The following is a 23,517-nucleotide window of genomic DNA, read 5'->3' on the forward strand; positions in this document are numbered from 1 at the left end:
CCACTTCAAGTAGACTGCCTGATCACGACTTCGCTGTCATATTCGACCAGCCGGGGCACGTCCTTCTCCCCGCCGATCAACCGGTCGAGAATGTCGACCGCATCCCGGCCGATGCCTGCCGCATTCACGCTCACCGTCGTCAATGCCGGCGAATACATCGCGCCAAGCTCAATGTTGTCATACCCCATCACGGCGACTTCGTCCGGAATCCGTACCCCGTGCTCCAGCAGCACCTTCATCGCACCCAATGCCAGCATGTCGTTCGTCGTGAACAAGGCCGTGTATCCGCCTGCGCGAAATGCGTCGTAATGCTGGTTCATCAGCCGGACACCGTAATCGAAATGGGATTCGGGAGATTCGGCGATGAATATGTCCTTCTCCCCGGAGACGCCCAGCTGCAGCAATCGCTTGTGGAAACCGGATAACCGCAGCGAGTGGCTTCGGTGCGCGCCCGGACCCGACAGAATGAAGAACCTGCGATGGCCGAGCCCATGCATATATTCCGCCGCGCGTTCCCCGCCTTCTTCGTCGTTGCTGACCAGATGAATGACCTCCGGATCGTCCGTCGATCCATTGACCATCAGATACGGAATGTTGAATTTCTTCACGTAATCGATGACGTTTTTACGCAATCGGCTGACCAGAATCAGCCCATCTACCCGCTGCTCCAGCATGTAGTCGGTCGAACGAAGCGACATTTCCTTGTCGGTTTTGAGGAAAACGGAGTAGCCTCTCGCTTCGGACGCCATGAGAATGGCATCGATGATTTTGCCGTACAGCGGATGGGACACGATCGGCAGCGTCTCGCGAAATACGATGACGCCGATGTTGTTCGTGCGTTTCGTCACCATCGCCCTGGCGACGGCGTTTGGTTTATAACGCAGCTTCTCTGCCGCGTTCAGCACGCGTTCGCGCACCTCGGGGCTGGCGTAGCCTTTGCCGGAGATGACGCGCGAAGCCGTGGACTTCGACACTCCGGCCAGCTGCGCCAGCTCCTTTAAACTGTGATTCAGCTTGGTATTCAATCGCGTTTCTCCTTCGCTTCATTCCATTGCGCCTTGACGGACATCAGCCCGGCCACGTTCCGCGTCGTGATCGACGCCACGCCCAGCCCGGCGAGCCTGGCCATGTCGCTTGCGTCGGTCACGGTCCATGCGTAGACCTTCAGCTGTTCGCGCTCGGCCGTTTCCATTAGTTCCGGGCGGATCAATACATAGGGCATGTTCAGCCCAAAGCAATCCGCCGACCTTGCTTCATGGCATGCTTGCTTGACGGCCTCCGCGTAATCAAGCGTTCGGAAGCTGTCCACGTTTACGTTCAGCAGCTTGGGTACGTTGTTTCCGTAACGGTTGGCCTCCATGGCCACTTCATACTCGCAGCCGCTCAGGAAAGCTTGGTCCGTCATTTGCAGCCGGGTTAACATATGGAAGACAGGCTCCAGGCTGGCCGGCATTTTAATGTCCAGATTCATCGTTTTGCCCGCGGCTCCGATCTGCCGCAGCAGCGGCTCCAAAAGGGGAATCGGCTGCAGCAAGCCGGCGTTCAGTTCGTCCAGCGTCAAGCTGGATATGCTGCCATGGTTGCCGTCTGCCAGCACCACTTCGTCGTCATGGGCGAGCACGAGCACGCCGTCCCGCGTCACACGTATGTCGTCTTCGTAGATGTCCGCCCCCAGCGCAAGCGCCGCGTGCAGCGATTCCTCCGAATGTTCCGGCATGCCCATACATCCCGTGTGTGCGGTTACCCATGGAAAAGGCTTCATCTGCATGCACTCCTATTCAAAATAAATGGCATTTGTAAATGCGATCAGCATATAAGCACCCTGCACGCTGCCCCATAATTCGGCCCTGATCCACCTTCGGCCAGTGGCATCAGGAATGTTCAATTCGCATGGCTCCAATCGCGCATGGCTTTCGGGTGCATACACCTCACGAGTAACTTCCGTGCCCAGATTGGACTGCAGCACCAGCTTGCAGGTTCGTCCCGGCAGCGTCCATCGACCCGGCCTGACCGAGAAATCGATCGACACCGATGCAACGACGGAATTGCCGCTCGGTTCATCCGGTGTGAGTGCCGGAACGATCGCTCCAAGATCATAAGTGGCACCTCCGGTTTTGATGCCTAACTCCAGCAGCGGACCGACCGTTACGGAGACATGTCCGCGGCGCAGGGCCTGGACGAGTTGTTCCTCGTCAGGATCGGCATCGTCCGGAATACCCAAATACGTCACGGACAGCGGATCCGTCGTGTCGGCCTGCGTATGCCAGTCGCGGCCGGAAGTAGCGGATATGCGATAGCCCTCGTTCAGCTTGTCATTCCATAAAGCGAATGCCCGTTGATTGTTGTGTTGGATCGGGGCAAAGGTCCCGGACCAAACCTCGATGTAATCGACGGCAGACCAGTCTTTGATCTCATACTCCCAATAACAGCCGGTGCAGGCCGGACTTCCGATTCGAAAAGGATGGGCAAGTCCTGCAACGCCGCCCTGTTCGTGGACGGCTGCAATGCCATCCAAAATGCCGTCCTTGTCTACGGTCCGCCAATCCACGTACGTATCCAGCCCAAGCGTGACCATATGTCCGTGGAACGTTGTCCACTCCATGCCCGGAATAATGAGCAACCCATGTTCCTTAGCGATGTCTTTGCGATCGGCCAGGCCGGACATCGTATTGTGGTCCGTCAAGGCAATCGCGTCGAAGCCAAGCTTGCTTGCTCCCGCGGCCAGTTCGGACAGCGTCTGACTTCCGTCACTGTGCAGCGTATGGGTATGCAGCTCACAGGCGAGCCATTTCATGCCTTCACCTCCGTTTCATCCGTCCAGACTTTCAGGCGATAATCGCACGCAGCCGTCACGATGCAGTGGATGCTAAGCGTCACTGTCCAGCGCCCTTGCCTGATCAACCCACGGACAAGCCCTGGGGATGCGTGAAGCTCAGATAGGTGCAGTTCTTGCACAGGATCATGCCTATGGCATGCTCCACGATATTGATGCTCGTCATCCAGCGAGACGGTAATCAGATTGTTTAACGGCAAATAGGTGTCGGCCCGTGCCGCTGCCCGTTCCTGTTGATCCGGCAATACGTATTTGGCAAAACTGGCCTCCAGCAAAGCGAGCGCTCGCTCGCGATCCTCCAGCACCTTCGGCGAATACGCGAATCGGATGTTCAAGCGCTCGGCATTCGCCGTCAATTGAAAAGGAATTCGAAGATGCGTCCCGGATTGTTCAGGAGTCACGCGTCCTTGGATGTCCATCAGGTTCATGGGGATGATCCTCCCTTGCCGTGATGTGGGATCGTTCCCACAGTGGGAACGATCCCACATGCCACTTATGTTACGGAGGAAGGATTAGCCCGATATCATCACGATGTTAAGCTTTTGTAAAAGGGAGAACAGAAAATTGGGGGCCTGAGAACGCTTCGAACTTGTTCTAACCCGCCGCGTGATTATCAGGTGGCATTGCATAAGAAGGAGAAGATGCGCATTGACTTTTCATGTTCGGGATTGCAAATACAAATTAGTCGATTATATAATTAGATTATTATCTAATTATGAATTCATGAATGCTGTTATATTTGTAAAGGAGGTTATTTCATGGTTACCCATACTTTCTATCTGGTCAGGCATGGGCTCAAAGAGCAGGCGATCGGTGACGTTCCCCTTACTGCTGAAGGCATACGGCAGGCCCAAGCCGTCGCACGCATATTGTCTCCAATGCCCACTGACCTCATCGTAACCAGTCCGCTCCGGCGGGCGCGGCAAACGGCCGACTGCATTGCTGCACGGATCCAAGCACCGTTGATGGAGGACGTACGCCTGAGAGAGCGGGCAAACTGGGGGGATCTGCCCGGCCAGACGCTGGAGCAATTCGTCGAGATGTGGGACCGCTGCACGCGCGATCCCGATTATGCGCCACCGGTGGGCGACTCCTCCCGGCAGGCCGGGATGCGGTTCTCCGAATGCCTGAACGAGCTTGGTGCCGTATCGGCTGCATCATCCGATGATGATCGCAATATTGTTATTGTTACGCATGGTGGCTTGATCACTGATTTGCTGGTTCACTTGTTCCGCGAAGATGAGCTGAACGTATGGCACGATGCGTTTATCGCCAAGCAGAGCCAGCTTGTGCCGGAGTGCTCCATCACGCGGCTGATTTATGAAAACGGACGGTATCGCCTGTCGGACTTTGCTTCCGTTTCACATCTGTCATGAATCCTTCTGCGAATGAAATTCACTGGCTTCACGTTCGTCCAAGCGGCGAACCGCGATGGGCGAAATTTCACGAGCAATGTCAGGCATGAATTCTGCGGCTCTTGCGATGCAGCGCGTATTCAGTTTTTCGTTATTGTTAACCCTTGGGGCACAGCATTGTGAGCCTGTTTTTTGGAAAAACGAAAATAAGGCCCTGACGGGACCCGAAATGCCTGCCGCAAGCAGTTCGTGGTCCGTCAAAGCCTTTGTCTTTCCTTGCCTTATTGGAGATTCGTTTACCGGTTACCTTACTTACTTGTCGCCTTTACCTTTGTCTGGCGTATGGAACTTTGGCAGCGGTATCTTCGACCAGTCGATGTCCGAAGCCATGTAGAACGACGGATACGAAGGCTGGTTATAGCCGCTGTTCTGGCCGGCGATGCCCACACGGTACATCGCGTCATGCATCAGCGTGTACAGCTTGCGATCCGTTAGCTCGGTGCTCAGGTAGATGCGGATCGCGGAGCTGTCTGCCGTACGAACGAGCATCTCCTCGCGCCAATCGCCGAAAATGTCCGCCACCAGGGACGGCGTTCCTTTCGTATGATTGTTCGTCAGCGTGCCCGCGGCGGTGAGCAGCGTGCCGCGCGTCCAATCCTTGATCGTCGGCGTCACGTCGATCGCGCCGTCCACGATCTGAGTTGTCATGTTGCCTGCCCATCGGATGCTCATGTTGGTACCTGGCGCCGTGTCGCTGATCTTCTGACCATCGGCTGTCCACAATCCCACGGCCCATGTTTCGAGGCCCCGGCGCGTCGGATCAACGTCGCCAACCATGCCGCGTCCGGTATCTTTGCCGGTATACCCGCCATAGATCACTTCGCCGGTCTTGGCGTCTCTCAGCGAATAACCGTACGGAGCCCAAGGGCCGCCCTCATGCACCATGAAAATTTCGAGCCCCGGCCGAGCCGGATCGATGTCCGCCACATGAATCGCGTCGCCGTGTCCCAAGCGGGCCACCGTCCCCGGCGCAGCGCTCTCCGGCGGCATGACGTCGGTGGAACTGTACAAGACGCTGCCGTCATGGTCAATCGTGGCCGAGCCGTACACGATTTCCTGCTTGCCGTCCCCGTCCACGTCGGCCACGCTGAAATAGTGGGCTCCCTGCGTTGTGATCGAACCGTACTGCGGATCTGTGCCGTCTACGCCATGAGGCCCGTCGTTGAACGGATTTTTCATCGGCGTCCAGCCGCTGTCCACCTTCCATTCCTTCTTCAGTTTCTTGCCATCCCAGTTGTAGGCGACCATTGTGGAGCGAGTATAGTATCCGCGCGCGAAAATAGCGGAAGGCTTCTTGCCGTCCAGATACGCCACCCCTGCCAGGAACCGGTCTACCCGGTTGCCGGGTTCGATGCGCGCCATCGCGTAATCGCCCCACATCAGGCCATCGTCATGCCTTTCCGGTTCATAAGGTACGGTTTGCAGCTCTTTGCCGGATTCGCCTTCAAAGACGGTCACGTATTCCGGCCCGTTCAGGATGAAACCTTCAAACGTGCGCAGATCGTTCCGTGCGCTCCGTTCCGGCGCGTACACGTCCATAAAGTAGTCGGCCAAGCTCTCCGCATCCTGCTGGGAGAGAGGATACGTGTACTTTTTCTCGATGCCGAAGGCTTCCTCCAGCGTGGCAGGCCAGTTCCCCTTGACGACTTCCTCGTACTTGTGCCAGTTCCGGAACATCTGCACTACATGATCGTAATATCCTTTTGCGCTCAGACGGTAATCATCCTCGTTCGAATAGCCCGCTTTGCGGTCCTCCTTCGGCAGGGTGATGTATTTCTCGGAAGTGACTTTGCCTTTTTTGTTGTATTTGATGATTTTGGTGCCGGGAGCGGTTTTGAACATCAATTCAGCCTTGCCGTCCCCGTCGAAATCATAAACGAGCATCTGCGTATAATGAGCACCCGAACGGATGTTGACCCCGAGATCGATCCGGTACAACAGCTGCCCGTCCAGCGTGTAACAATCGACGTAAGTGCTGCCTGTATATCCTTTTTGCGAAACGTCCTTGGCATTGGATGGATCCCATTTGACGAAAAACTCGTATTGGCCGTCGCCATTCACATCTCCGACGCTCATGTCATTGGCGGAATACGTATAGGCTTCTCCGGCAGGAGTCACGCCATCGGCAGGTTTCTGCAATGGCAGATCGATATATCCGTTGGCCCAAGGTTTGACGGCATCGCTTTTTTTGCTTTCCTTGCCTTTGGAGTTCACGGCGGCGACCTGGTACTTGGAGGACGTTTTGCCTGCCGGATCGACATAATTGGTGCTGTCCGTTACGGTCGCGATCTTCTTGCCGTCGCGGTAAACGTTAAAGTCCGTTCCCGTCAACCCCTTGTCGCTGTATCCCGTTGCTTCGTCCGCCAGCAGCCTCCAGCTGAGAAACACACCCTCGGATGTCGATGCGGCGACCAGCCCCCGATCCAGGTATTCGAGCTGAATGCTTTTCACCTGACCGCCTCCTTTGTTGGATTGCAGTTCAACATCAGCCGAACCGCTAACGGATGGCGCTGTCGCCCCGGCGATTCCTGAAGTGCCTGCCAGAAGCAAAGCTGCGCTAAGCGCGGAGGAAAGCACTTTTGCCGCCAAAGGCATGCGTGTCTTTCCACGTTTTGAGTACAATGGCGATACCTTGTTCTGAAACCTTGACATGTGTCTTTCCGAATTCATCCACCTTCACTCTCCCTTAGACCGAATCGGTGATGCTGCAGCAGCTTCATGATCAAGCTTTGGAACGTTTGGCCGCTCTATTGAAGAATCAGCCAGATTTCATTCATCTTTGAATGGATACGCTTACATTTTGCTTGAAATAAAAAAATGCCTTTCTTTGCATCGCGGCATACGATCTGCCGCAGGCCATCGATCCGATCCCCCTTTCATCCTTCGGACCCCGCTGCCAAGCCTGATGCCTGACAACCTGCCGAAATGGTTAGAGCAGCCCCTCTTGATCTGCCCATCGGCTATTATTATAGAGCCCGTTCCTGTCTCAATATAGTTAATTTTCAGTGCAAAATAGGCACTATTCAGTGTTTAAAATTTGAAATAAAGGACAAAACCGCCATCCTCCTTGCCAGAGGATCGCGGTTTTGTCCTTGTTATCCAAGCTCTTTCAAAACGCTGAGCACTGCCTCGGCAGTAGCCTCAAGGCTCAATGCCCCATACCAGGCTTCCGTCTTTATAAAGGGTTACCTTGCTCCAATCTTGATAAGAAGTTTTGGTCGGATCGTAGGAATAATCGTCGGTTTCGTCAAAATTGCTCCAGTCTGTTTTGTACATCCGCAGCTGGATATCCCCCGATTGTCCGCCAGCCGGAATGCTGCCTGCCCCTGCCGTGAAACTGAGCTCCACATACCCATCCGCAAACGTGCGCTGGATGTTGCTGCCTCCGATCTGGGCATAATCGATGGCTGAATCCATCGCAGCGCTGCCTTCTTTCGTAAAGTAATAGCGAAGCTTCAAGTCGCTCAGGTTTACGGCCGTATTTCCCGTATTTCCCGTATTTTTGATATTGAAATAGGGTTTGATCTGATTATCGGCCGCATTGGTATCTCCTGCATGGTATTGCACCACCAGATCACCTGTGGGAACGACCACGCTCTGCGGCGTTGCCGTCGCGGCGACGGAAGGGCTGCTCTCGCCTGCCGCATTCACCGCGCTCACCACGTAATGGTACGTCGTACCATTGGTCAGGCCCGTATCCGTGTACGATGCTGCAGTCACGTTCGCGGCCACCGTTGCGTATGGTCCCGATGCATTCGTCGCGCGTTTTACATGATAACTCGTTGCTCCGGAAGACGCGCTCCAGCTTAAAGTCACTTGACCGTTGCCGGCCGTCGCCGTCAGTGATGCAGGTGCCGAAGGCGCAGTTTCGCCGTTGCCCGGCGTAGATCCGCCACCATTGCTCGCCGGGATCACCGGAAACGCGTTCTGCACGAGCATAACGAATTGGTCATGGAACCAGTGCCCGGAAATCGGTGCATTCGGCAGCGCGCCCGTCAGAACGCCATCCCGGGTGACGAACGTGGGATCGCACATCCGGTCGAAGCCCTTGCCTTCATCGTTCGGAATGGCGGAGCTGGAGCCGTCCGACTCGCCCGGAGGCTTGACCCATACATAGGCGTCCAGATGAGCGGCCCCCGGTGCTGCCTGCGGCGGTTGGCCGATGCCTGCTCCGCTGTTGTTGCACCAGTTGCCCCGATGGTCGCGGCGATCGACGCGTCCGGAGTCGACGTAGGTGTTGATATTGCTGCCCGACGCGGTGGAAGGCCGATTCGGCCCGCCCCAGCCATTGCGGCTCGTATCGATCAGGAAGCCGATGCTGCTTGGCCAGCCTGCCTGCACAAACCCGTTGTAGAGGGCGGCGGTAAAATCGGTTTCGTCGAAATACGGATTCCATTCGTAGAAATCGGATGAACGGATCGGCTGGCCGCCAATGTTCAGATCCGGGTTCGGCAGGTTCGGCTCATGCAGCGGCGTCGTATTGGCCGTGTTGGTAATGAAGCCGTCCACGCTGTTCAAGCCGGACGTCGTTCCTTGCACAACATCGGTATAGAGCGCAATGGCGCCTGTACGGTTGTTGTCCCAGCCGAGCCAGCCGGAATGGCCGATGTCCAGATAGTTGTATACGTTCGGAATGGCATGAAGTTTATTGATCGCGTATTGCACGCCTTCTTCATAGATGCCGGTGGAACTCGCTTGCGCGCAGGCCGGCGTGCTCAGGTTGGTGACCAGGTTCGGCAAGCTGTCCGGCTCAATGACCGCGACGATGCGGATATCCTGGTATTTCGGGTCTGCAAAAATATCGGCGAGCACATCAATGTACTCCGTTTTGTACGTCTGAAGCGCAGCCTGCGTCAGGGGCAGCTCACCGTTGGAGGCCAGCGCGTGGCAATCCCGCCCAGGCAGGTTATAGATGACAAACGTGGCCGTAATCGGCACGCCGGGCTGCTTCTGCGCGAGGACGGCGTCCAGATGCTGCTCCACGCTTTTGCGGCCCGCATTGTCGGCCCCCCCATAGATTGCCGCGATGCGATCGACCCAGACGGCGGTCGGATACGATTTTACCGTTTCCATCTTGGCCTTGAGCGCCGTGTCGGACGTCTGTGCAATCGACGTGTCCACCAGGGCCGAATAATCCTGATTGACGTACGCGGTGGCACCTACGAACGGATTGTCCACATGCGCCTCCGCTGCCCGGATCGGGTCCGCAGTCATGCCCGGGAAGATGCCCGCAGCCAGCAAAGCTCCTGCAAGCACTTGTTTGACGCTCTTGCGGAACAGCTTTTTCCTTCCCGCCGGGCTTCCCGGTATCGTTTTCCTCTTTGCCATTATAATTCCACCTTTCTCCTTTTGGATTGGATGTTACCTCATGACTGATCCTCTGGGTCGGCAAGATGAACATGCCCGGTAGAGAACGCCCTGATGTATGGATGGGTATTGGCAGGCACACCTCCGTAAACAATTTGATAATGCATGCTTATGAACCATGCGATGGATCGACGATTCCATGACAAGTTGGACAGGCCGGAAAGTTCGTCTACGTATACAGGAGCTCTCGATGGATAAATGAAACGTTGAAGGTCAGGCACTGAAAGGAGATTAGCGATGCTTTGTTGCGTCGAAGTCTGTAAGTAAAACCGAACCGATGCAAAGAAATGGGCAAATGTGGATGCTGCTCTGAGGGTGATTGCGGGTATTCATGTTGAGGTAGTTAACCGTCTGATGGTAAGCGCTTACTAAATTGAAGTTAATGGAAGCATATGATCTGGCGGATTCGCTTCCTTGAACCTCACACGCCATGTTCACCTCCTTTTGAATCGATTATACCCTATGAAAATATTACTGTAAATTGAATTAATTAAAATATTTTATATTTTTTAGAAGAAAATCAGCGGCAACAAACAAGCCGGGCAAAAACGGTTCTCTTTGCCCGGCTTGTCCTTATTTTTCGGCAGATGCCATGCTCGACACCTACTAGATTCATTGCTGTTAAGGTAAAACCACGATATCCCCCGGCTTCAATCCGCTAATCACTTCGGTCTGGTCCCCCGACTCCATGCCGGTTTTCACGGTTCGCGGCTCGGTCTGCCCGTTTCCTTTGTCGAGCAGCACGTAAGGTTCGGCTTGATCGCGCATGATGGCGAGGCTTGAAACGACGGTGGCTTTGTCCTTGCGCGCCGTTTCGATCTCTCCCTCAAGACTGACTCCGCCATACATCCGGGCATCCGGCTTCAGGTCAATGACGATATCGAACTGGGATGCCTGCTTGAGGTCGGCGTCGGAGCCTTTGCGGGCGAATTTGGATACCTTGCTCACCTTGCCCGTGAACTCCGGCTCTTTATTGGCCGTCATGCGGACCTTTACCGGCATGCCGGGTTTGAGCGTAAACAGTTCCTCTTCGCCGATGACCGCCATGAATTGCAGCTTGGACGTGTTCGTGATGCTGCCTACGGACTGGCCTTCGCTGACCATGCGGGTCTTCGTGTCGGAATCGTTCAACTGAAAGATGCCCGATGCCGGAGCGTACACGGTCGCCCTGCCGATGACCTCTTGCTTCTTCTGTATTTCCTGTTCTTTCAAGGCGATTGCTTTCTGGTTCAGCTCATTGGTCATGCGTTTACTCTCCCGGTCGGCAAACGCCTTTTTGCGTTCTTCCTCGGTTACGCCGAGCGATGCGCTCATGTCGGCTTGATCCATGGTCACCTGATTGATTTCGATTTCCAGCTTCGCCTTCTCCAGATCGCTTTGCAGCTGCTGGACCTCCGTTTGAAGCGTCGAAGTATCCAGCGTAAACAGCACGTCTCCTTTCTTCACCTGCTGCCCGTTCTTCACGTTCCATTGTTTGATGCTTGCGGCGTATGGCGCAAAAACGTCCGTCTGGTCCGTGTAGACCGACTTTCCTTTTACCTGTATCGTCTGGGTCATCGTTTGCCGGGTCACTTCGAACGTAATCGGCGGCGGAACCTCGATGGGAGCCTCCGGCTGCGGTTTGTATTTCTCATATAGCCAGTAACCCGCCCCTGCCATAATCGCCACGGTTACGATGACGTTGATCCATTTTTTCATTGCTGCATGTTCCCTTTCGCTGATAAAGTGATTGGCCGGACCTTGTGCATGATCCGCTCTTGAGCTTGAGCTTGAGCCGGAGCTTGGTCATCCTGACTTGATCACGCTAAGCGCATTGGTTCGTGACGCGCTGATGGCCGGGTAGATGCCCGAAGCGATGCCTACCAGGACGGCGAACAAAATGCCCTGCGGCAAGGCCGACTGCTGAATGATCACCGTCATCGGCCCGTTCTGCTGGTCGGCCATCTGGCTTGCCAGCAGGCCGTTCACGCCGCCAAGCGCGGCAAACGCGATGCCTACGCCAGCCAAGCCGCCCATCAGTCCAAGCATGGCTGCCTCGGCAATGAACATCTGGCGTACCTGCCACAGATTGGCGCCCAGCACCTTCATTACGCCGATCTGTTTGCGGCGTTGGTGGGTCGACATGATCATCGCCACGATGATCGACAAAGACGCCAGCACCATGATGAAGCCGCCGATGCCGATGGCTGCCTTCTGGTACATCGCGAGTTGGCCTGCCAAAGCCTCTTCCTGGAACAGGTTGCTTTCCGTATTCAGCATCAGCTTCTGGATCTGTTGTTCCACTTGGGCAACATGACGTTTGTCCTCGACTTTGACCAAGGCGGAATTCAGGCGGGCGGCGACCTTTCCGTCCGCCCGCTGCATGCCGAGCTCATCCTGCAGCGCACGCGCCGTATCGAGCGGCATATATATTTTTTTATCGTTCTGGGCGCTTTCGCCGCTCATGTTCGTTGGCTGAGCCAGCTCCCCGGTCACCCGCACGGAGCCGCTTGTTCTGCTTTTGCCGGGATTCGCCATATCCTCGTACCTGAATTGCACCCGTTCCTGCACGAGCTTGTCCTGCTTGGACGCCATCTCCATGTATTGCTGGAGCAGGTCGTTGTTATATGGATCGTTGTTCAACTGCTCGAACAATTTTTGCGTCACTTTGGGGTCGACGAGTCCGAATGTTGCCCCGTAACTTGCAACGGCTGTTCGTCCGCCACCCGCCGCTCCGCTTCCCTGCGCATACTTGTATCCGAATCCGCCCAGCGTCCCGAGCTCCGTGCCGATCGCCTCCACATAAGAGCTTCGTCCGTCGGGCAGTACCATCTCCACCATGTCCAGCTTCAGCATCGGAGCTACGGCGATGACGTGCGGGAGCCGCTGGATAATTCCGATTTTCTCCGGCGTCAACGCGCCCCGTTCAAACGTCGAGGTCTGGCGGCTCGCGCCGCCGGTGCGAATGCCTTCATTCGGCGTGACCGTGATTTCGTCCATCTTGTAATTCGCATTTAGCGTCTGCTCGCTATACGCCTGAATGGATTGCCCTACGCTGAGCGCAATGATCATTGCGGCCGAGCCGATGGACAAGCCGATCATGCAGAGCAGGGTCACCACTTTCCTGCGAACGATTTGCCCCCATGCCATGCGGGTTACATCCCAAATTCTCACGTTACTTCTCCTTTACTCCGGCTTGCTGCACGGTTTCGCGAACGAGACGTCCCTGCTGAAGCGTAAGCACGACCTGCATCTGTTCAGCGACTTCCGCCTCATGGGTCACGATGACGAACGTGGTCCGCATTTCCCGATTCAACCGCTGCAAAATGGTAATGATCTCTTCCTCCGTCTCCGTATCCAAATTCCCTGTCGGCTCATCGGCAAAAATAACCGACGGCTCGGTAATGAGCGAACGCGCGATGCTGACGCGCTGCTGCTGCCCGCCGGATAGCTGGGAGGGGAACAGAGCAGCCTTGGGGGCGAGCCCCACCTGTTCCAGCAGGCTTAACGCTTTGGTTTTGCGCTTGGATGGGCTTACACCCATAAACACAAGCGGAAGCTCCACATTTTCGCGTACCGTCAGGTTGGACAGCAGTTCATACGACTGGAAAATAAAACCGATATGGCTGCGCCGGAACTCGGCCAGCCGGTTCTCCCCCAGGCGCACGATATCCTGATCGGCGATCCAGATCTTGCCTTGGTCCGGCTTCATCAGCCCGGCCATCAAGTTAAGCAGGGTTGATTTGCCGGAGCCCGAGCTGCCGAGAAGCGCAACCATCGTTCCCTTTTCCACCGTGAGGTTGATATCGTGAAGCACCGGCACACTTTCCTTGGCGTTGCGAAATGCATGCGATACCTGTTCTACCCGTAACATTGCTGCCAATCGTTCATCTTCCTTTCCTTTCCTTACCTCGCCTTACCTCAACTTCTCTCCTCGCCGGAACCGGCAACCGGAAAAACTCTGGCGAACTCCGATAGTTCGCAGACGTGCGGATGGGTTTCCCATCGTTATGTACACCTTGATTATAGTGGCGAGTTGTATCCGTCCTGACGGCGGATGTATCCAATTTGTAACATATGGGGATGACGCGTACATGGGAGGGGCGTTGAGGTAGGAGGGTCTATGTTGCCATTACACAACTTGAGTAGCCTTCTGCAATCTTGGAGGGAGAATCTTTTATTGGCCCGCTCTCTTACAAGTTTGGCAATAATGCCTGAAAGCTATGGTATTAAGGCAGGATGCGATTCGGTGAGGGTGGACCCTCTTGCAAAGGAGACGCTTTTTCCTTAGGCGAACCCAGATATGTGTAGGTGATCCTTGTTGGCGTTCTTTGGTTGTGTTCTTTGATGGTACTCTTTGTCGGTACTCTTTATTTGTGCGTCTTGCTGGTATTCCTGGTTCGTACTGTTTGTCGCATCGGGTGCTTCTAGGATGCTTCTAGGGTGCTCCTTAGATACTTCTTGGGTGCTCTCCCCCAATGTGCCACATTCTTGAACTCTAACGAACTTCTGACACCTTATTCCGCAAATTTCAGCCCTTATGGAATTCTAACGAACTTCCGGCGTCTTATTTAGGGTAAATCAGGCCAAAAAAGGGCTCATTTAGGCGTAATAACGTGTGTCAGGTTCGTAAGAAAACGAAAAGGACGGAAATCGACCAAATAAGACGTCTCAGGTTCGTTACGCCATAATCGGCATGGTGGTTTTCAAGCTGCGTCTTCATCCACAGCTTTTTGTCTACAACGTCTTGCCTACAGCGTCTTCAACAGCATCTTGCCAGCAACATCTTGCCTACAGCGTCTTCAACAGCATCTTGCCAGCAACATCTTGCCTACAGCATCTTGTCTACAGCGTCTTGCATCTTGCCACAACGTTTTGCCCACAGCCCACAGCCGTTTTGCCCTTCCGTTAGACTTGTCATCACCTCTTCCTATACCCATAAAAAAAGGTCGACCCGCGCCACTTTCATGACGTACAGGTCAACCTTCAACTTCTTAACGTTATGTATCAAAAAAAGAACCACGACTGCCGTTTCGTTTCAGTGAATCGGGTTGCTTTTTCCCGCTTGACGCCACATACAGAGCCTATGCCTGCATCACGCCCGACGTTTGCCGATAGGCACGACAAGCGGTGTACCCGTCACCGGATCTTCGATGACTTTGCATGGCAAATCGAATACTTCCTCGACCAGTGCCTCGGTCACGATGTTCCGCGGATCTCCCTGCGCCACTATGGCGCCGTCTTTCATGGCGATGAGATGTGTGGCATATCTGGCCGCATGGTTCAAATCATGCAGCACCGCTACCAGCGTATGCCCGTCCGCGTTCAGCTCCGTGAACAGTTCCATCAGCTCGATCTGATGCGCGATGTCCAGAAACGTCGTCGGTTCGTCCAGCAGCAGCAATGGCGTTTGCTGCGCCAAGGCCATCGCGACCCATACCCGCTGGCGCTGGCCGCCGGAGAGCTCGTCCACCAGCCGCCCAGCCAGGCTGCTCGTGCCCGTAGCTTCCATGGCCCCTGCAACAATCTGTTCATCTGCTTCCGTCCACTGCCTGAAAATGCTCTGGTGCGGATATCGGCCACGAGCAACCAGATCGGCTACCGCAATGCCGTCAGGAGCGATGGCCGTCTGGGGCAGCAGCCCCAATCGGCGGGCGACCTCTTTCGCTTTATACGTCGCGAGCTCCTTCCCGTCCAGCATCACATGCCCGCGCTCCGGCTTCAGCAGGCCGGACAGCGCCCGCAGCAGCGTGGACTTTCCACAGGCATTCGGACCGATGATGACCGTGAACGAATTCAGCGGGATCGTTACCGACAGGTCTTCGATAATGGCACGTTTGTCATAGTGAATGCTCAAATGTTCGGCCCACAGTGGCGAGGCAGCCGCCGCGCCGTGTCCCGCTTTTTTATGTTCGGAAATTGTCATGATTACCGGATTCGTCCCCTTCCTCTCCAACCTACTTGCCTGAACCGAACCCATTTTTTCTCGCCTGCATGAACAGCAGCCACACCAGATACAATCCGCCCAGCGACAACGTTACAACGCCGACCGGAAACACCGTTCCGCGTATCAGCCGCTGCGCCGCAAAATCGGCGCCCAGCATCATCAATGCACCCATGGCTGCGGCAGGCATCAAGCTGCGCGATGCTCCCGCAAGCCTTTTGGCCATCTGCGGCGCGGCCAGCGCAACGAAGGACACGGGACCGATCACCGCCGTCGGCACGGCCGTCAAGACCACAGCCGTGGCAATGAGCAGAAAACGGCTTTTTTCCACCGCAACGCCATGCGCCATGGCCGTATCGTCCCCCAGCTCCATTTCTCGCAAAGGCCTTGTCTGTAACATCGCACCCAATAGAAGCGCAACCGCCACAACCGATGCAGGCAGCACCTGCTCCCAACTAACGCCGTTCAATGAACCGACGCCCCACGCCGCGGCCGCAAACGCCGCATCCGGGTCGCTGCGCAGAAGCAGCATGGAATTGAGGCTGCCCAGCATGGCGGATATGCCGATCCCGACAATGATCAGGCGAAATCCCTTGGAGCCTCCGCGAAAAGCCAACGCGTACACAATCACGGCCGTGCCGATTCCGCCCAGAATCGCCCCTGAAGCTACAGCCGCAAAGGATACGGTTCCCGTGCCCAGCAGCACCAGCAGCGCCCCCGTATAAGAACCGGAGCTGAACCCGATGATGTCTGGCGATCCGAGCGGATTTTTGGTCAGCGACTGGAAGATCGCCCCGCTCGCTCCGAGCGCTGCGCCAAACACCATGGCGGCAATGGCTCTGGGCAGCCTCCACTCCACCACAACGGTCCGCACCATACCCTCGGCATGGCCCATTATGGCCCGAAACACGTCTGCCACGCTTACCGGCATCGTGCCCACCATCAGCGAAAGAACGCCGAGCGCGATGACGATGCCGAGCATCGCCAGGGTAGCCAGCAGCGCCTTGACCCCCAGCCTGATCTTGATCGGCCAAGTCACTGCCCACTCGCGGCGACCGGCTTGAACAGGTCGCAATCGTCTCATCCCCTTTATCATGCCAACCCGTTTATAGACAATGTCATGAAGATAAGTCGAACTTAATGGCATTGGTCTGGTCTACAGGCCGCTTGCTTTTTTTCTTCGAATCAACAGAATCAGGATCGGCGCGCCGAGAAATGCCGTAATGATGCCTACCGGAATTTCGGCAGGCGGCATAACGACCCGGCCAAGGACATCCGACACAAGCAGCAGAAGCGGTGCCGCCACCAGCGAATAGAGGAAAATCCAACGTTGGTCCGGGCCGACGAACCAGCGCACGCAGTGCGGCACCATCAGTCCGAGGAACCCGACCGGTCCGGCGACGGCGGTGGCTCCGCCAGCCAGAAGGGTAACCGCGATCAGGCAGATGATCCGGGTCCGCTGAATGTGCACGCCCATCGACGCGGCCCGTTCATCTCCAAGAGCCACGGCATTAAGCGCCGGCGATACGGCGAGGGCAAGCAGCACGCCAACGATCATGAACGGCAGCACGGGCCAAAGATCGCTCAGGCTTCTTCTCGCCAGAGAACCGACGCTCCATTGCAGCATCTGGGAAAACGCCTCGCTGTTCAGCATGCGAAACACGGTCGTGATCCCGCTTAACGCCGCCCCGATCGCCACGCCTGCCAGCGTAATCTGCACCGGCGTTGGCGAGACTCTCCCTGCGCCGCCGCTGATCACATACACAGCCATCGTAGCCAGCAGCGCTCCCGCAAAGGCAAACCACATGTATCCCGTCATACTCGTCACCGAGAACAGGCCTATTCCAGCCGCAACGGCGAACGCTGCCCCGGCGTTGACGCCCAATATGCCCGGATCGGCGAGCGGATTCCGCGTAAAAGCTTGAATAAGCGCACCGGACAAGCCCAGCGCGCTCCCCACCGCCAAGGCGAGCACCGTGCGCGGCACCCGTGCCTCCAGTATGGCTGTATGATCGTAACTTCCGTCAGGAGCGGTCAACGCTGCCCATACGGTAACAGCAGAAAGCGGCTTGGCGCCAACCATGAGGCTGATCACCACGCCGCCCGCGAGCAGGATCAGCAGGGCGAGCAGCCCTGCCGTCCTTGTCACTGCCGCTTTCGTGTTTTGCGCGTGTCTGGCTTCCTCCGGCCTGCCTTTTTTCATGGAACGACTGGATGATGCCATCAATGGATTACTCCTTCCCGTTCAACGCGTCTGCGAGCTGCGGAACAAGATGTTCCACGGTCCAGAGCAAGGCAGGAATGCTTCCCGTCGAGAATGCGCGCGATGTTTCGCGATCCAGCACCAATCCCCGGCCATCCGCTACGGAAGGAATCTTCTGAAACAGCGGTTGCTCGGTGACCGCATTTGGCTCCACACCGATCGGTACAATGACCGTCAGGTCCGCATCCAGCATCTCGAGGCGTTCATCTGCCACTTTGATCGCAAAGTTGGTGCTTTCCGTCTCTTCGATCTCCTGTTTCGTCACGAAGCCGAGACGTTTCATGAAGTCGATGCGAGTGCTGCCCGTAACATACGCCCCGAACCCGCTGGATTGATAGGACCCGACCACTGCCGTTTTGCCGGCAAATTCGGGATGATCGCTCGCTGCTTTCGCAAATGCGTCATTGACCTGGGCCAGCAGCGCTTCGCCTTCATCCACCTTGTTGAGCGCCTTGGCAATCATGCGCAGCTGGTCTTCGGAGGATGTTTTGTAACGGTCCCCTCCTTCCGGAATGCCGAGGGTAGGCGCGATCTCGGACAAACGTTTGTAGCGCTCCTCATCCCCGGACGATTTCACGTCAAGGATCAAATCCGGCTCCAGGCTCGCGATCAGCTCATAGTCCGGCTCCAACGTTCCAATGATCGTTGGTGCTGTATGGTAACTGCCCTCCAGCCAAGGCCCTACGCCGTCGCCACCGAAGGCCACCCAGTCGCTGGCACCGATCGGTTCCACGCCAAGGCTGAGAGCCGTTTCCGCATCTCCCCACCCCAGTGCTACGATACGCTTCGGCTCGGCCGTAATATCCACCTTGCCAAATTTGGTTTCAATGGAAGCTTGATAAGGCTGGGATGCCGCCGTGTCCCCTGATGCGGATTGCGTTGTTGCCGTTTGCTGGGTGACGGACCCGCTTTGGTTGTCTGCCGCATTCCCGGCCGCTCCGCCCGAACCACTATTTCCCGTCGAGCAAGCGCTGAGCGCTACTGTAAAACAAAGCAGCATCGTTGCTGCCCACTTTTTGTTGCGGAACATGGATGAAGCCCCCTCTTTAGCATCTAAATAAGAATGATAATCCTTATCAATACTGTACTGCGCCAAAAAAGGATCTCCCATGTCATATCGTGCCATCCCGGATGGCAAATATGGACAAGTGGGGCTATATCTATGTTCGGTTCGATAGCGCAGAGGGGATACGCCAACGTGTTTTTTGAACATTTTGCTGAAATAATAACTGTCAGGCTGGCCGATGCTTTCGGCGATTTCCTGAAGCGTCGCATCCGTGCCGACCAGCAGCTCCTTCGATCTCGCAATCCGCAGATGAATGATGTATTCGATCGGGCTTTTTCCGGTCTCGTTCTTGAAAATCCGGGAGAAGTGGCGCGTGCTGCAATACAGCTTCGCAGCCAGCTCCTCCAGCGTGATGTGACGGGTATAATTGGCATGCATGTACTGGATGGCCTGGGATACCAGATCGTCGTGAACAAGCAGCGCACCGCTGGTATTGGCCTGCTGCAGAACCTCGTACACGAACTGGTACATGAGCGATTTGACGCGAATCCGCTGAAGCTTGTCCCGGGACTGGTTTTCCCAGGCAGCCATCATTTCCTGCACCTGATGCAGCAATACGGACGAGGATACCGGCGCTACGCTGTAGCTTTGATAATAAGCCCCTTGCCGATCCTTGCCTGGCAGCAACCGCTGCTTCAGCAGTTCCGGCAAGGTTGCCCCGTAAAAGATCAGGTAATATTCGAAGCAGGTTTCCACCCGGTCTATCACCAAAATACTCCCTTTGGTACCGTGCAATATAAGGAAGCGTTCGACTTGCCGGCGCACATCGCCGAGATGGATCGTCGCTTCTCCCTTCACTGCATACAAAAAGCAATTGGCCGGCAGCCGATACGGCGCGCCCGTTTCCCCCTGATCCCGCACAATGTAGCGGATGTCCAAAACATGGATATGCGAATGGCTCCAAACGAGCAATGGCTGGCTCGCCTGCATTGCACGTTTCACCTCCTCTATGTTGATGCAGAAGCATACGCTTGTGTGTCTGGTCATGGCATTGAATCCACAACCCATTATATTATAATTGAAAACAATTCTCATTAAGAAGTTGAAAGGTTCCCGCCGGAAAGCTCGTTTGCTTTCAGACGGGAACCCCCATCATTGCTATCTTCTACTACATTTGCCCCTACCATACCCGGAACGTAAAACGATAGATTTCGCTTATGTCCATGGAGCTGCCTCCAACAAACAGACTGTCCCCGGACCAGAGCAGTTTGTAGAAATCCTGAATGTTGCGGTAGATCACCGTATCCGAGGATAATGCCCCGTTTTTCAAATAAGCCACATGCAGCTCATTCTGCCCTTCCTGATTGTCCAGCACGTCCAAATAGGCGATCCTCGACCTGTCTTCATCCATGCCGAATCCGTAAATGTCCCCTTTGTGAAGCAGCTTGAACTCCTTGTTCTCCGGCTTGTACAAATATAACCCGTGCGTGCCGTTCACCTCGCCCAACATAACGATGCTGCCATTATTCAATACACTGAACTCCTGAATGTACTCGGTCTTGGCCAGGAGCTCGTCCTGCTCGCCGTCTTTCAGCGACATCCGGTAAATGCCCTCTTTGTTCTCTCCATACTGGACCGTAACATAGAAAAAACGTCGGTCTTTGCTGACCGCAACGCTTTCCGGCATGGTCAAAACGTCTTTCGAAGCCGTATTTCCGGCCAGCCTTGACACACGCGAGGACAATTCATCATGGGTAATGATCGAATCCTGATCGCCTGTGGTAAGGTCGACCTTTTTATATTGATCATCATCATAGGCGACGTACACATCGTCTCCGATGAATTCGCGCCAGTAGGCATGGTCATCCTTCAGCTTCCGGTGCGTTCCCTTTTTCCAGTCGTATGCGTATAGTTGAGGCTTGTTTCTCTCATCGTAGCGGCTGTACACAACCTTGGTGCCGTCCGGGCTAAGGGCCATGCCAAAATCGGTGTTTGTCGCGATATCTTTCACATGATTGTCATCCATGTATAACATCGACAACTTGACGCCCGAATAGGAAGCGCGAAACCGATTCAAAAAAATGGCATTCTGCTCGGCAACCCGGAAATCGAACATCGGGAAATCGTTCTGCTGTTTGCTCGCCGACTCCAGCCGAAAGGACGAATCCGGCTCCGGCGCAAGCGCAAGCGCCCCGCCTACGCGGCTCTCGGGCAGGACGACCAATCTCGGTTTGGCCGACACGATACCGAACAAGCTGCCGATGCCGTACAGCCCGCCTACGAACGCAACCAGCATCCCGGCTAATAGGACGATGTCTCGCTTGTCTTTTAACCAATTCCACCCTTTGTTCATGGGCGCTGCTCCGGCAATAATATTCTCATTTCGCTCCCCCTGCCCAACACGCTGGTCATCTTGACCTGCCCTCCATGGTGCTCAATCGTATTTTTGACGATGGACAAGCCGAGACCCGCACTGCCCTTTTCTTCCCGGTTGACGTCATTCTCACGATAAAACGGCTCGAAGATGCGCTCCAGCGCTTCTTCTCGAACCCCTTCCCCTTGATCGCGGATCAAAATGGCGATTTCGCCGCCGATCCGGAACGCATTCACTGTAATTATCGAATTTACGTATCCGTATTTGATTGAATTATCGAGCACATTAAGAAACGCTTCCTTTAATTTGTCACCGTCCCCCTGCATATACAGCGGATCTTCCAGCTCCGACTTGACCGTCATGTTGTACTTGGCCGCCTTGAACGACATATCGTCGCAGGCTTCCTTCAGAACGGCCGATACGTTGATCCGCTCGAACCGGAACGTCTGCCCCGGGGCGGCGGCTACGGAAGTTTCCAAAATGTCGACAACCATCGTGTTCAAGCGACGGCTTTCGTTGATGATGTAATTCAATCCCTTTTCGAAAAAAGCCTTGTCGGTAAATCCGTTATCCCGCAAAATCTGGGCGTATCCCAGAATCGTCGTGAGCGGTGTCTTCAATTCATGCGTTACATTATCGAAAAAAACCTTGCTGCGCTCCTGAACCTGTTTCACCTCGTCGCGTTCGCGTTCGATAACATCGATCTGCTGCCGAATCCGCCGAATCATATTGGAGAAGCTGACGGCCAGCTCGCCGATCTCGTCCCGGGTCTGCACCTCGATGTCCGGATTGAGGCTGCCTTGCGCCACCGCCTTCGAATGCTGCGTGAGCACCCGAATCGGCTGCGTCATCCTTCGAGAGATCAGAATCGATCCCAAGAACACAAAAACAAAGATTATGATCGCAAAAGCGCTGATCGTATCCTGAAAGCGTAGATGGCGCCGATAGAGGCTCGAATAATCCTTCTGGAAACGAATGATGCCGACCACCTTGTCTTCGCTAATCAAGGGCGCGGACAAACTGGCCGTGACATGCCCTTTATTAATCCGGGTGCCGTAGGCAATGTTGGATTTCATCGCCGCCTCCACATCCGCCCGGTAGATGAGGCTCGGCTGAACATCGCCTGCCGGATATTTGAACGATGAACCGTCTGCCCGGTAGATGTCGATCTCACCCCCGATGGACAAGCCGATTTGCTTTTCCATGTCGTCCACGTTGGATTCGATGGCGTTTTCGTTCATGCGTTTATTTTTCAGCAAAAAATATTGATTGACCGCGATATCCAGGTTTTTTTTAAACTGTACCATATCTTCGTCGATCTCGCGGTACATGTTGTCCTCGCTCACTTTGTTGAACACAAGCAGCAGGGCCGCAAATCCGATGAATACGATCACGGCAAACAAGGCTGCCATTTTGAACTGGATCGTCCATCTCATGCCTGCACCTGGGTATCAAGCTTGTATCCCACCCCGAATACCGTTTCGATGATTGAAGCAGCCGCGTGGCCTTGATCCAGCTTTTTTCGGATGCGCTGCACATGGATGTCCACCGTGCGGGTATCCCCGGCAAATTCGAATCCCCACACTTTGTCCAGCAGCTCGGAACGGGTAAACACCTTGCGGTTATGTTCCACAAGAAACATCAGCAGGTCGTACTCCTTGTTGGTCAGCAGCACGCGTTCGCCGTCCTTCCACACTTCGCGCTCGTCCCGGTAAATTTCGATATGCCTGCCAAGGCGCGTCGCCTCGCGGACAGGCTGTTCCATCGTCTCGCCGATGAGCCCGATGCGGCGGAAAATGGCACGAATGCGCGCCACAACCTCGCGAATGTCGAACGGCTTCGTGATATAATCGTCTGCCCCAAGCTCCATGCCGAGCACCTTGTCCAGCATGTCCGACTTGGCCGTAATCATGATGACCGGCGTCCGGGTCGTCACGGACAAATGCCTGCATATATCGAATCCGCTCATGTCCGGCAGCATCAGGTCCAGCAATACCAGGTCCGGCTGGTGCTGTTCCAGTTGTGAAAGTCCGCCTCTGCCGGTCGCCGCTTCATGAATCTCGAAACCTTCCTTGCGCAGCGAATACGATAAAATGTCGCGAATGCCCTCCTCGTCTTCAATGATCAAAATCCGTTTAGGTCTCATATGCTTTCGGAATCTCCCTGTCTATTTATCGTCTGCCCCGATTCGGGCCTCAACCCTAACCATGCTGCGGTGAAACGTTCCTTTTCACCCAGCTTCTTCTTTTATTCTGTCGCCAGTTCCCAAACTTGACCAGCCCCATCGCGCAAATGTTACAACTACGATACAACCTCGTTCTTTTTGGAAACATGGT

The 23,517-nt window shown here is 55.2% G+C and carries 17 protein-coding genes; 1 reads left to right on the forward strand and 16 read right to left on the reverse strand.

Translation table 11 applies throughout. The features are described 5' to 3' along the window. Positions 1-5: 5 nt before the first annotated feature. The 4 genes from L6H98_RS24100 to L6H98_RS24115 are packed head-to-tail and all read right to left on the reverse strand — an operon-like array spanning position 6 to position 3,261. Positions 6-1,025 carry a LacI family DNA-binding transcriptional regulator gene (locus L6H98_RS24100; protein ID WP_236420224.1) on the reverse strand — a complete coding sequence of 340 codons (1,020 nt, stop codon included), beginning with the start codon at positions 1,023-1,025 and terminating at the stop codon, positions 6-8. Beyond that, a complete protein-coding gene (locus L6H98_RS24105) occupies positions 1,022-1,762 on the reverse strand; it encodes a glycerophosphodiester phosphodiesterase (protein WP_236420225.1) in 741 nt (246 codons plus the stop codon). Before L6H98_RS24105 ends, L6H98_RS24100 begins: the two co-directional genes overlap by 4 nt. Positions 1,763-1,774: 12 nt before the next feature. Next, on the reverse strand, positions 1,775-2,794 hold the full coding sequence (locus L6H98_RS24110; RefSeq protein WP_236420226.1) for a CehA/McbA family metallohydrolase: 1,020 nt from the start codon (positions 2,792-2,794) through the stop codon (positions 1,775-1,777). After that, the gene (locus L6H98_RS24115) at positions 2,791-3,261 is read right to left on the reverse strand and encodes a hypothetical protein (protein WP_236420227.1); all 471 of its coding nucleotides are present in this window, start codon (positions 3,259-3,261) and stop codon (positions 2,791-2,793) included. Before L6H98_RS24115 ends, L6H98_RS24110 begins: the two co-directional genes overlap by 4 nt. A gap of 330 nt (positions 3,262-3,591) precedes the next feature. On the opposite strand from L6H98_RS24115, the gene L6H98_RS24120 reads away from it, so the two are divergent. Then, on the forward strand, positions 3,592-4,209 hold the full coding sequence (locus L6H98_RS24120; RefSeq protein ID WP_236420228.1) for a histidine phosphatase family protein: 618 nt from the start codon (positions 3,592-3,594) through the stop codon (positions 4,207-4,209). A 291-nt stretch (positions 4,210-4,500) separates the two neighbouring features. Here the strand turns inward: L6H98_RS24120 and L6H98_RS24125 are convergent, their stop codons facing one another. The 12 genes from L6H98_RS24125 to L6H98_RS24180 form a co-directional block, all read right to left on the reverse strand. Further along, positions 4,501-6,843 carry a rhamnogalacturonan lyase gene (locus L6H98_RS24125; protein ID WP_236420229.1) on the reverse strand — a complete coding sequence of 781 codons (2,343 nt, stop codon included), beginning with the start codon at positions 6,841-6,843 and terminating at the stop codon, positions 4,501-4,503. A 546-nt stretch (positions 6,844-7,389) separates the two neighbouring features. Further along, positions 7,390-9,576, reverse strand: a complete 2,187-nt coding sequence (locus tag L6H98_RS24130; RefSeq protein WP_236420230.1) for a glycoside hydrolase family 6 protein — start codon at positions 9,574-9,576, stop codon at positions 7,390-7,392. A 660-nt stretch (positions 9,577-10,236) separates the two neighbouring features. After that, positions 10,237-11,313 (reverse strand): efflux RND transporter periplasmic adaptor subunit, encoded by a 1,077-nt coding sequence (locus L6H98_RS24135; RefSeq protein WP_236420231.1) that lies wholly within the window; start codon positions 11,311-11,313, stop codon positions 10,237-10,239. Positions 11,314-11,400: 87 nt separating this feature from the next. After that, entirely contained in the window at positions 11,401-12,768 is a 1,368-nt protein-coding gene (locus tag L6H98_RS24140; protein WP_236420232.1) for an ABC transporter permease, read from the reverse strand. Position 12,769: 1 nt separating this feature from the next. Next, the gene (locus L6H98_RS24145) at positions 12,770-13,468 is read right to left on the reverse strand and encodes an ABC transporter ATP-binding protein (RefSeq protein ID WP_236420266.1); all 699 of its coding nucleotides are present in this window, start codon (positions 13,466-13,468) and stop codon (positions 12,770-12,772) included. Between the two features lie 1,221 nt (positions 13,469-14,689). After that, the gene (locus L6H98_RS24150; RefSeq protein ID WP_236420233.1) at positions 14,690-15,520 is read right to left on the reverse strand and encodes an ABC transporter ATP-binding protein; all 831 of its coding nucleotides are present in this window, start codon (positions 15,518-15,520) and stop codon (positions 14,690-14,692) included. A gap of 31 nt (positions 15,521-15,551) precedes the next feature. Next, on the reverse strand, positions 15,552-16,613 hold the full coding sequence (locus L6H98_RS24155; protein ID WP_236420234.1) for an iron chelate uptake ABC transporter family permease subunit: 1,062 nt from the start codon (positions 16,611-16,613) through the stop codon (positions 15,552-15,554). Positions 16,614-16,694: 81 nt separating this feature from the next. Continuing rightward, on the reverse strand, positions 16,695-17,762 hold the full coding sequence (locus L6H98_RS24160; RefSeq protein WP_236420235.1) for an iron chelate uptake ABC transporter family permease subunit: 1,068 nt from the start codon (positions 17,760-17,762) through the stop codon (positions 16,695-16,697). A 7-nt stretch (positions 17,763-17,769) separates the two neighbouring features. Beyond that, entirely contained in the window at positions 17,770-19,797 is a 2,028-nt protein-coding gene (locus tag L6H98_RS24165) for an ABC transporter substrate-binding protein (RefSeq protein ID WP_236420236.1), read from the reverse strand. Positions 19,798-19,987: 190 nt separating this feature from the next. Then, positions 19,988-21,160, reverse strand: coding sequence for a hypothetical protein (locus L6H98_RS24170; protein WP_236420237.1), 1,173 nt, complete (start codon positions 21,158-21,160; stop codon positions 19,988-19,990). Then, on the reverse strand, positions 21,157-22,617 hold the full coding sequence (locus L6H98_RS24175; protein WP_236420238.1) for a HAMP domain-containing sensor histidine kinase: 1,461 nt from the start codon (positions 22,615-22,617) through the stop codon (positions 21,157-21,159). Before L6H98_RS24175 ends, L6H98_RS24170 begins: the two co-directional genes overlap by 4 nt. Then, positions 22,614-23,327: a response regulator transcription factor gene (locus tag L6H98_RS24180; RefSeq protein WP_236420239.1), complete on the reverse strand. Its 714-nt coding sequence runs from the start codon at positions 23,325-23,327 to the stop codon at positions 22,614-22,616. The genes L6H98_RS24175 and L6H98_RS24180 overlap by 4 nt, the downstream gene beginning before the upstream one ends. Positions 23,328-23,517 lie beyond the last annotated feature (190 nt).

This window comes from Paenibacillus sp. JJ-223, assembly GCF_927798175.1.
GTDB lineage: Bacteria > Bacillota > Bacilli > Paenibacillales > Paenibacillaceae > Paenibacillus > Paenibacillus hubeiensis.

Bases quoted from the DNA above. Each gene is read 5' to 3' on its own strand.
- L6H98_RS24105 (WP_236420225.1), bottom strand. From the start codon at position 1,762: ATGAAGCCTTTTCCATGGGTAACCGCACACACGGGATGTATGGGCATG.
- L6H98_RS24110 (WP_236420226.1), bottom strand. From the start codon at position 2,794: ATGAAATGGCTCGCCTGTGAGCTGCATACCCATACGCTGCACAGTGAC.
- L6H98_RS24115 (WP_236420227.1), bottom strand. From the start codon at position 3,261: ATGAACCTGATGGACATCCAAGGACGCGTGACTCCTGAACAATCCGGG.
- L6H98_RS24120 (WP_236420228.1), top strand. From the start codon at position 3,592: ATGGTTACCCATACTTTCTATCTGGTCAGGCATGGGCTCAAAGAGCAG.
- L6H98_RS24125 (WP_236420229.1), bottom strand. From the start codon at position 6,843: ATGCCTTTGGCGGCAAAAGTGCTTTCCTCCGCGCTTAGCGCAGCTTTG.
- L6H98_RS24130 (WP_236420230.1), bottom strand. From the start codon at position 9,576: ATGGCAAAGAGGAAAACGATACCGGGAAGCCCGGCGGGAAGGAAAAAG.
- L6H98_RS24135 (WP_236420231.1), bottom strand. From the start codon at position 11,313: ATGAAAAAATGGATCAACGTCATCGTAACCGTGGCGATTATGGCAGGG.
- L6H98_RS24145 (WP_236420266.1), bottom strand. From the start codon at position 13,468: ATGTTACGGGTAGAACAGGTATCGCATGCATTTCGCAACGCCAAGGAA.
- L6H98_RS24150 (WP_236420233.1), bottom strand. From the start codon at position 15,520: ATGACAATTTCCGAACATAAAAAAGCGGGACACGGCGCGGCGGCTGCC.
- L6H98_RS24160 (WP_236420235.1), bottom strand. From the start codon at position 17,762: ATGGCATCATCCAGTCGTTCCATGAAAAAAGGCAGGCCGGAGGAAGCC.
- L6H98_RS24165 (WP_236420236.1), bottom strand. From the start codon at position 19,797: ATGCAGGCGAGCCAGCCATTGCTCGTTTGGAGCCATTCGCATATCCAT.
- L6H98_RS24170 (WP_236420237.1), bottom strand. From the start codon at position 21,160: ATGAACAAAGGGTGGAATTGGTTAAAAGACAAGCGAGACATCGTCCTA.
- L6H98_RS24175 (WP_236420238.1), bottom strand. From the start codon at position 22,617: ATGAGATGGACGATCCAGTTCAAAATGGCAGCCTTGTTTGCCGTGATC.
- L6H98_RS24180 (WP_236420239.1), bottom strand. From the start codon at position 23,327: ATGAGACCTAAACGGATTTTGATCATTGAAGACGAGGAGGGCATTCGC.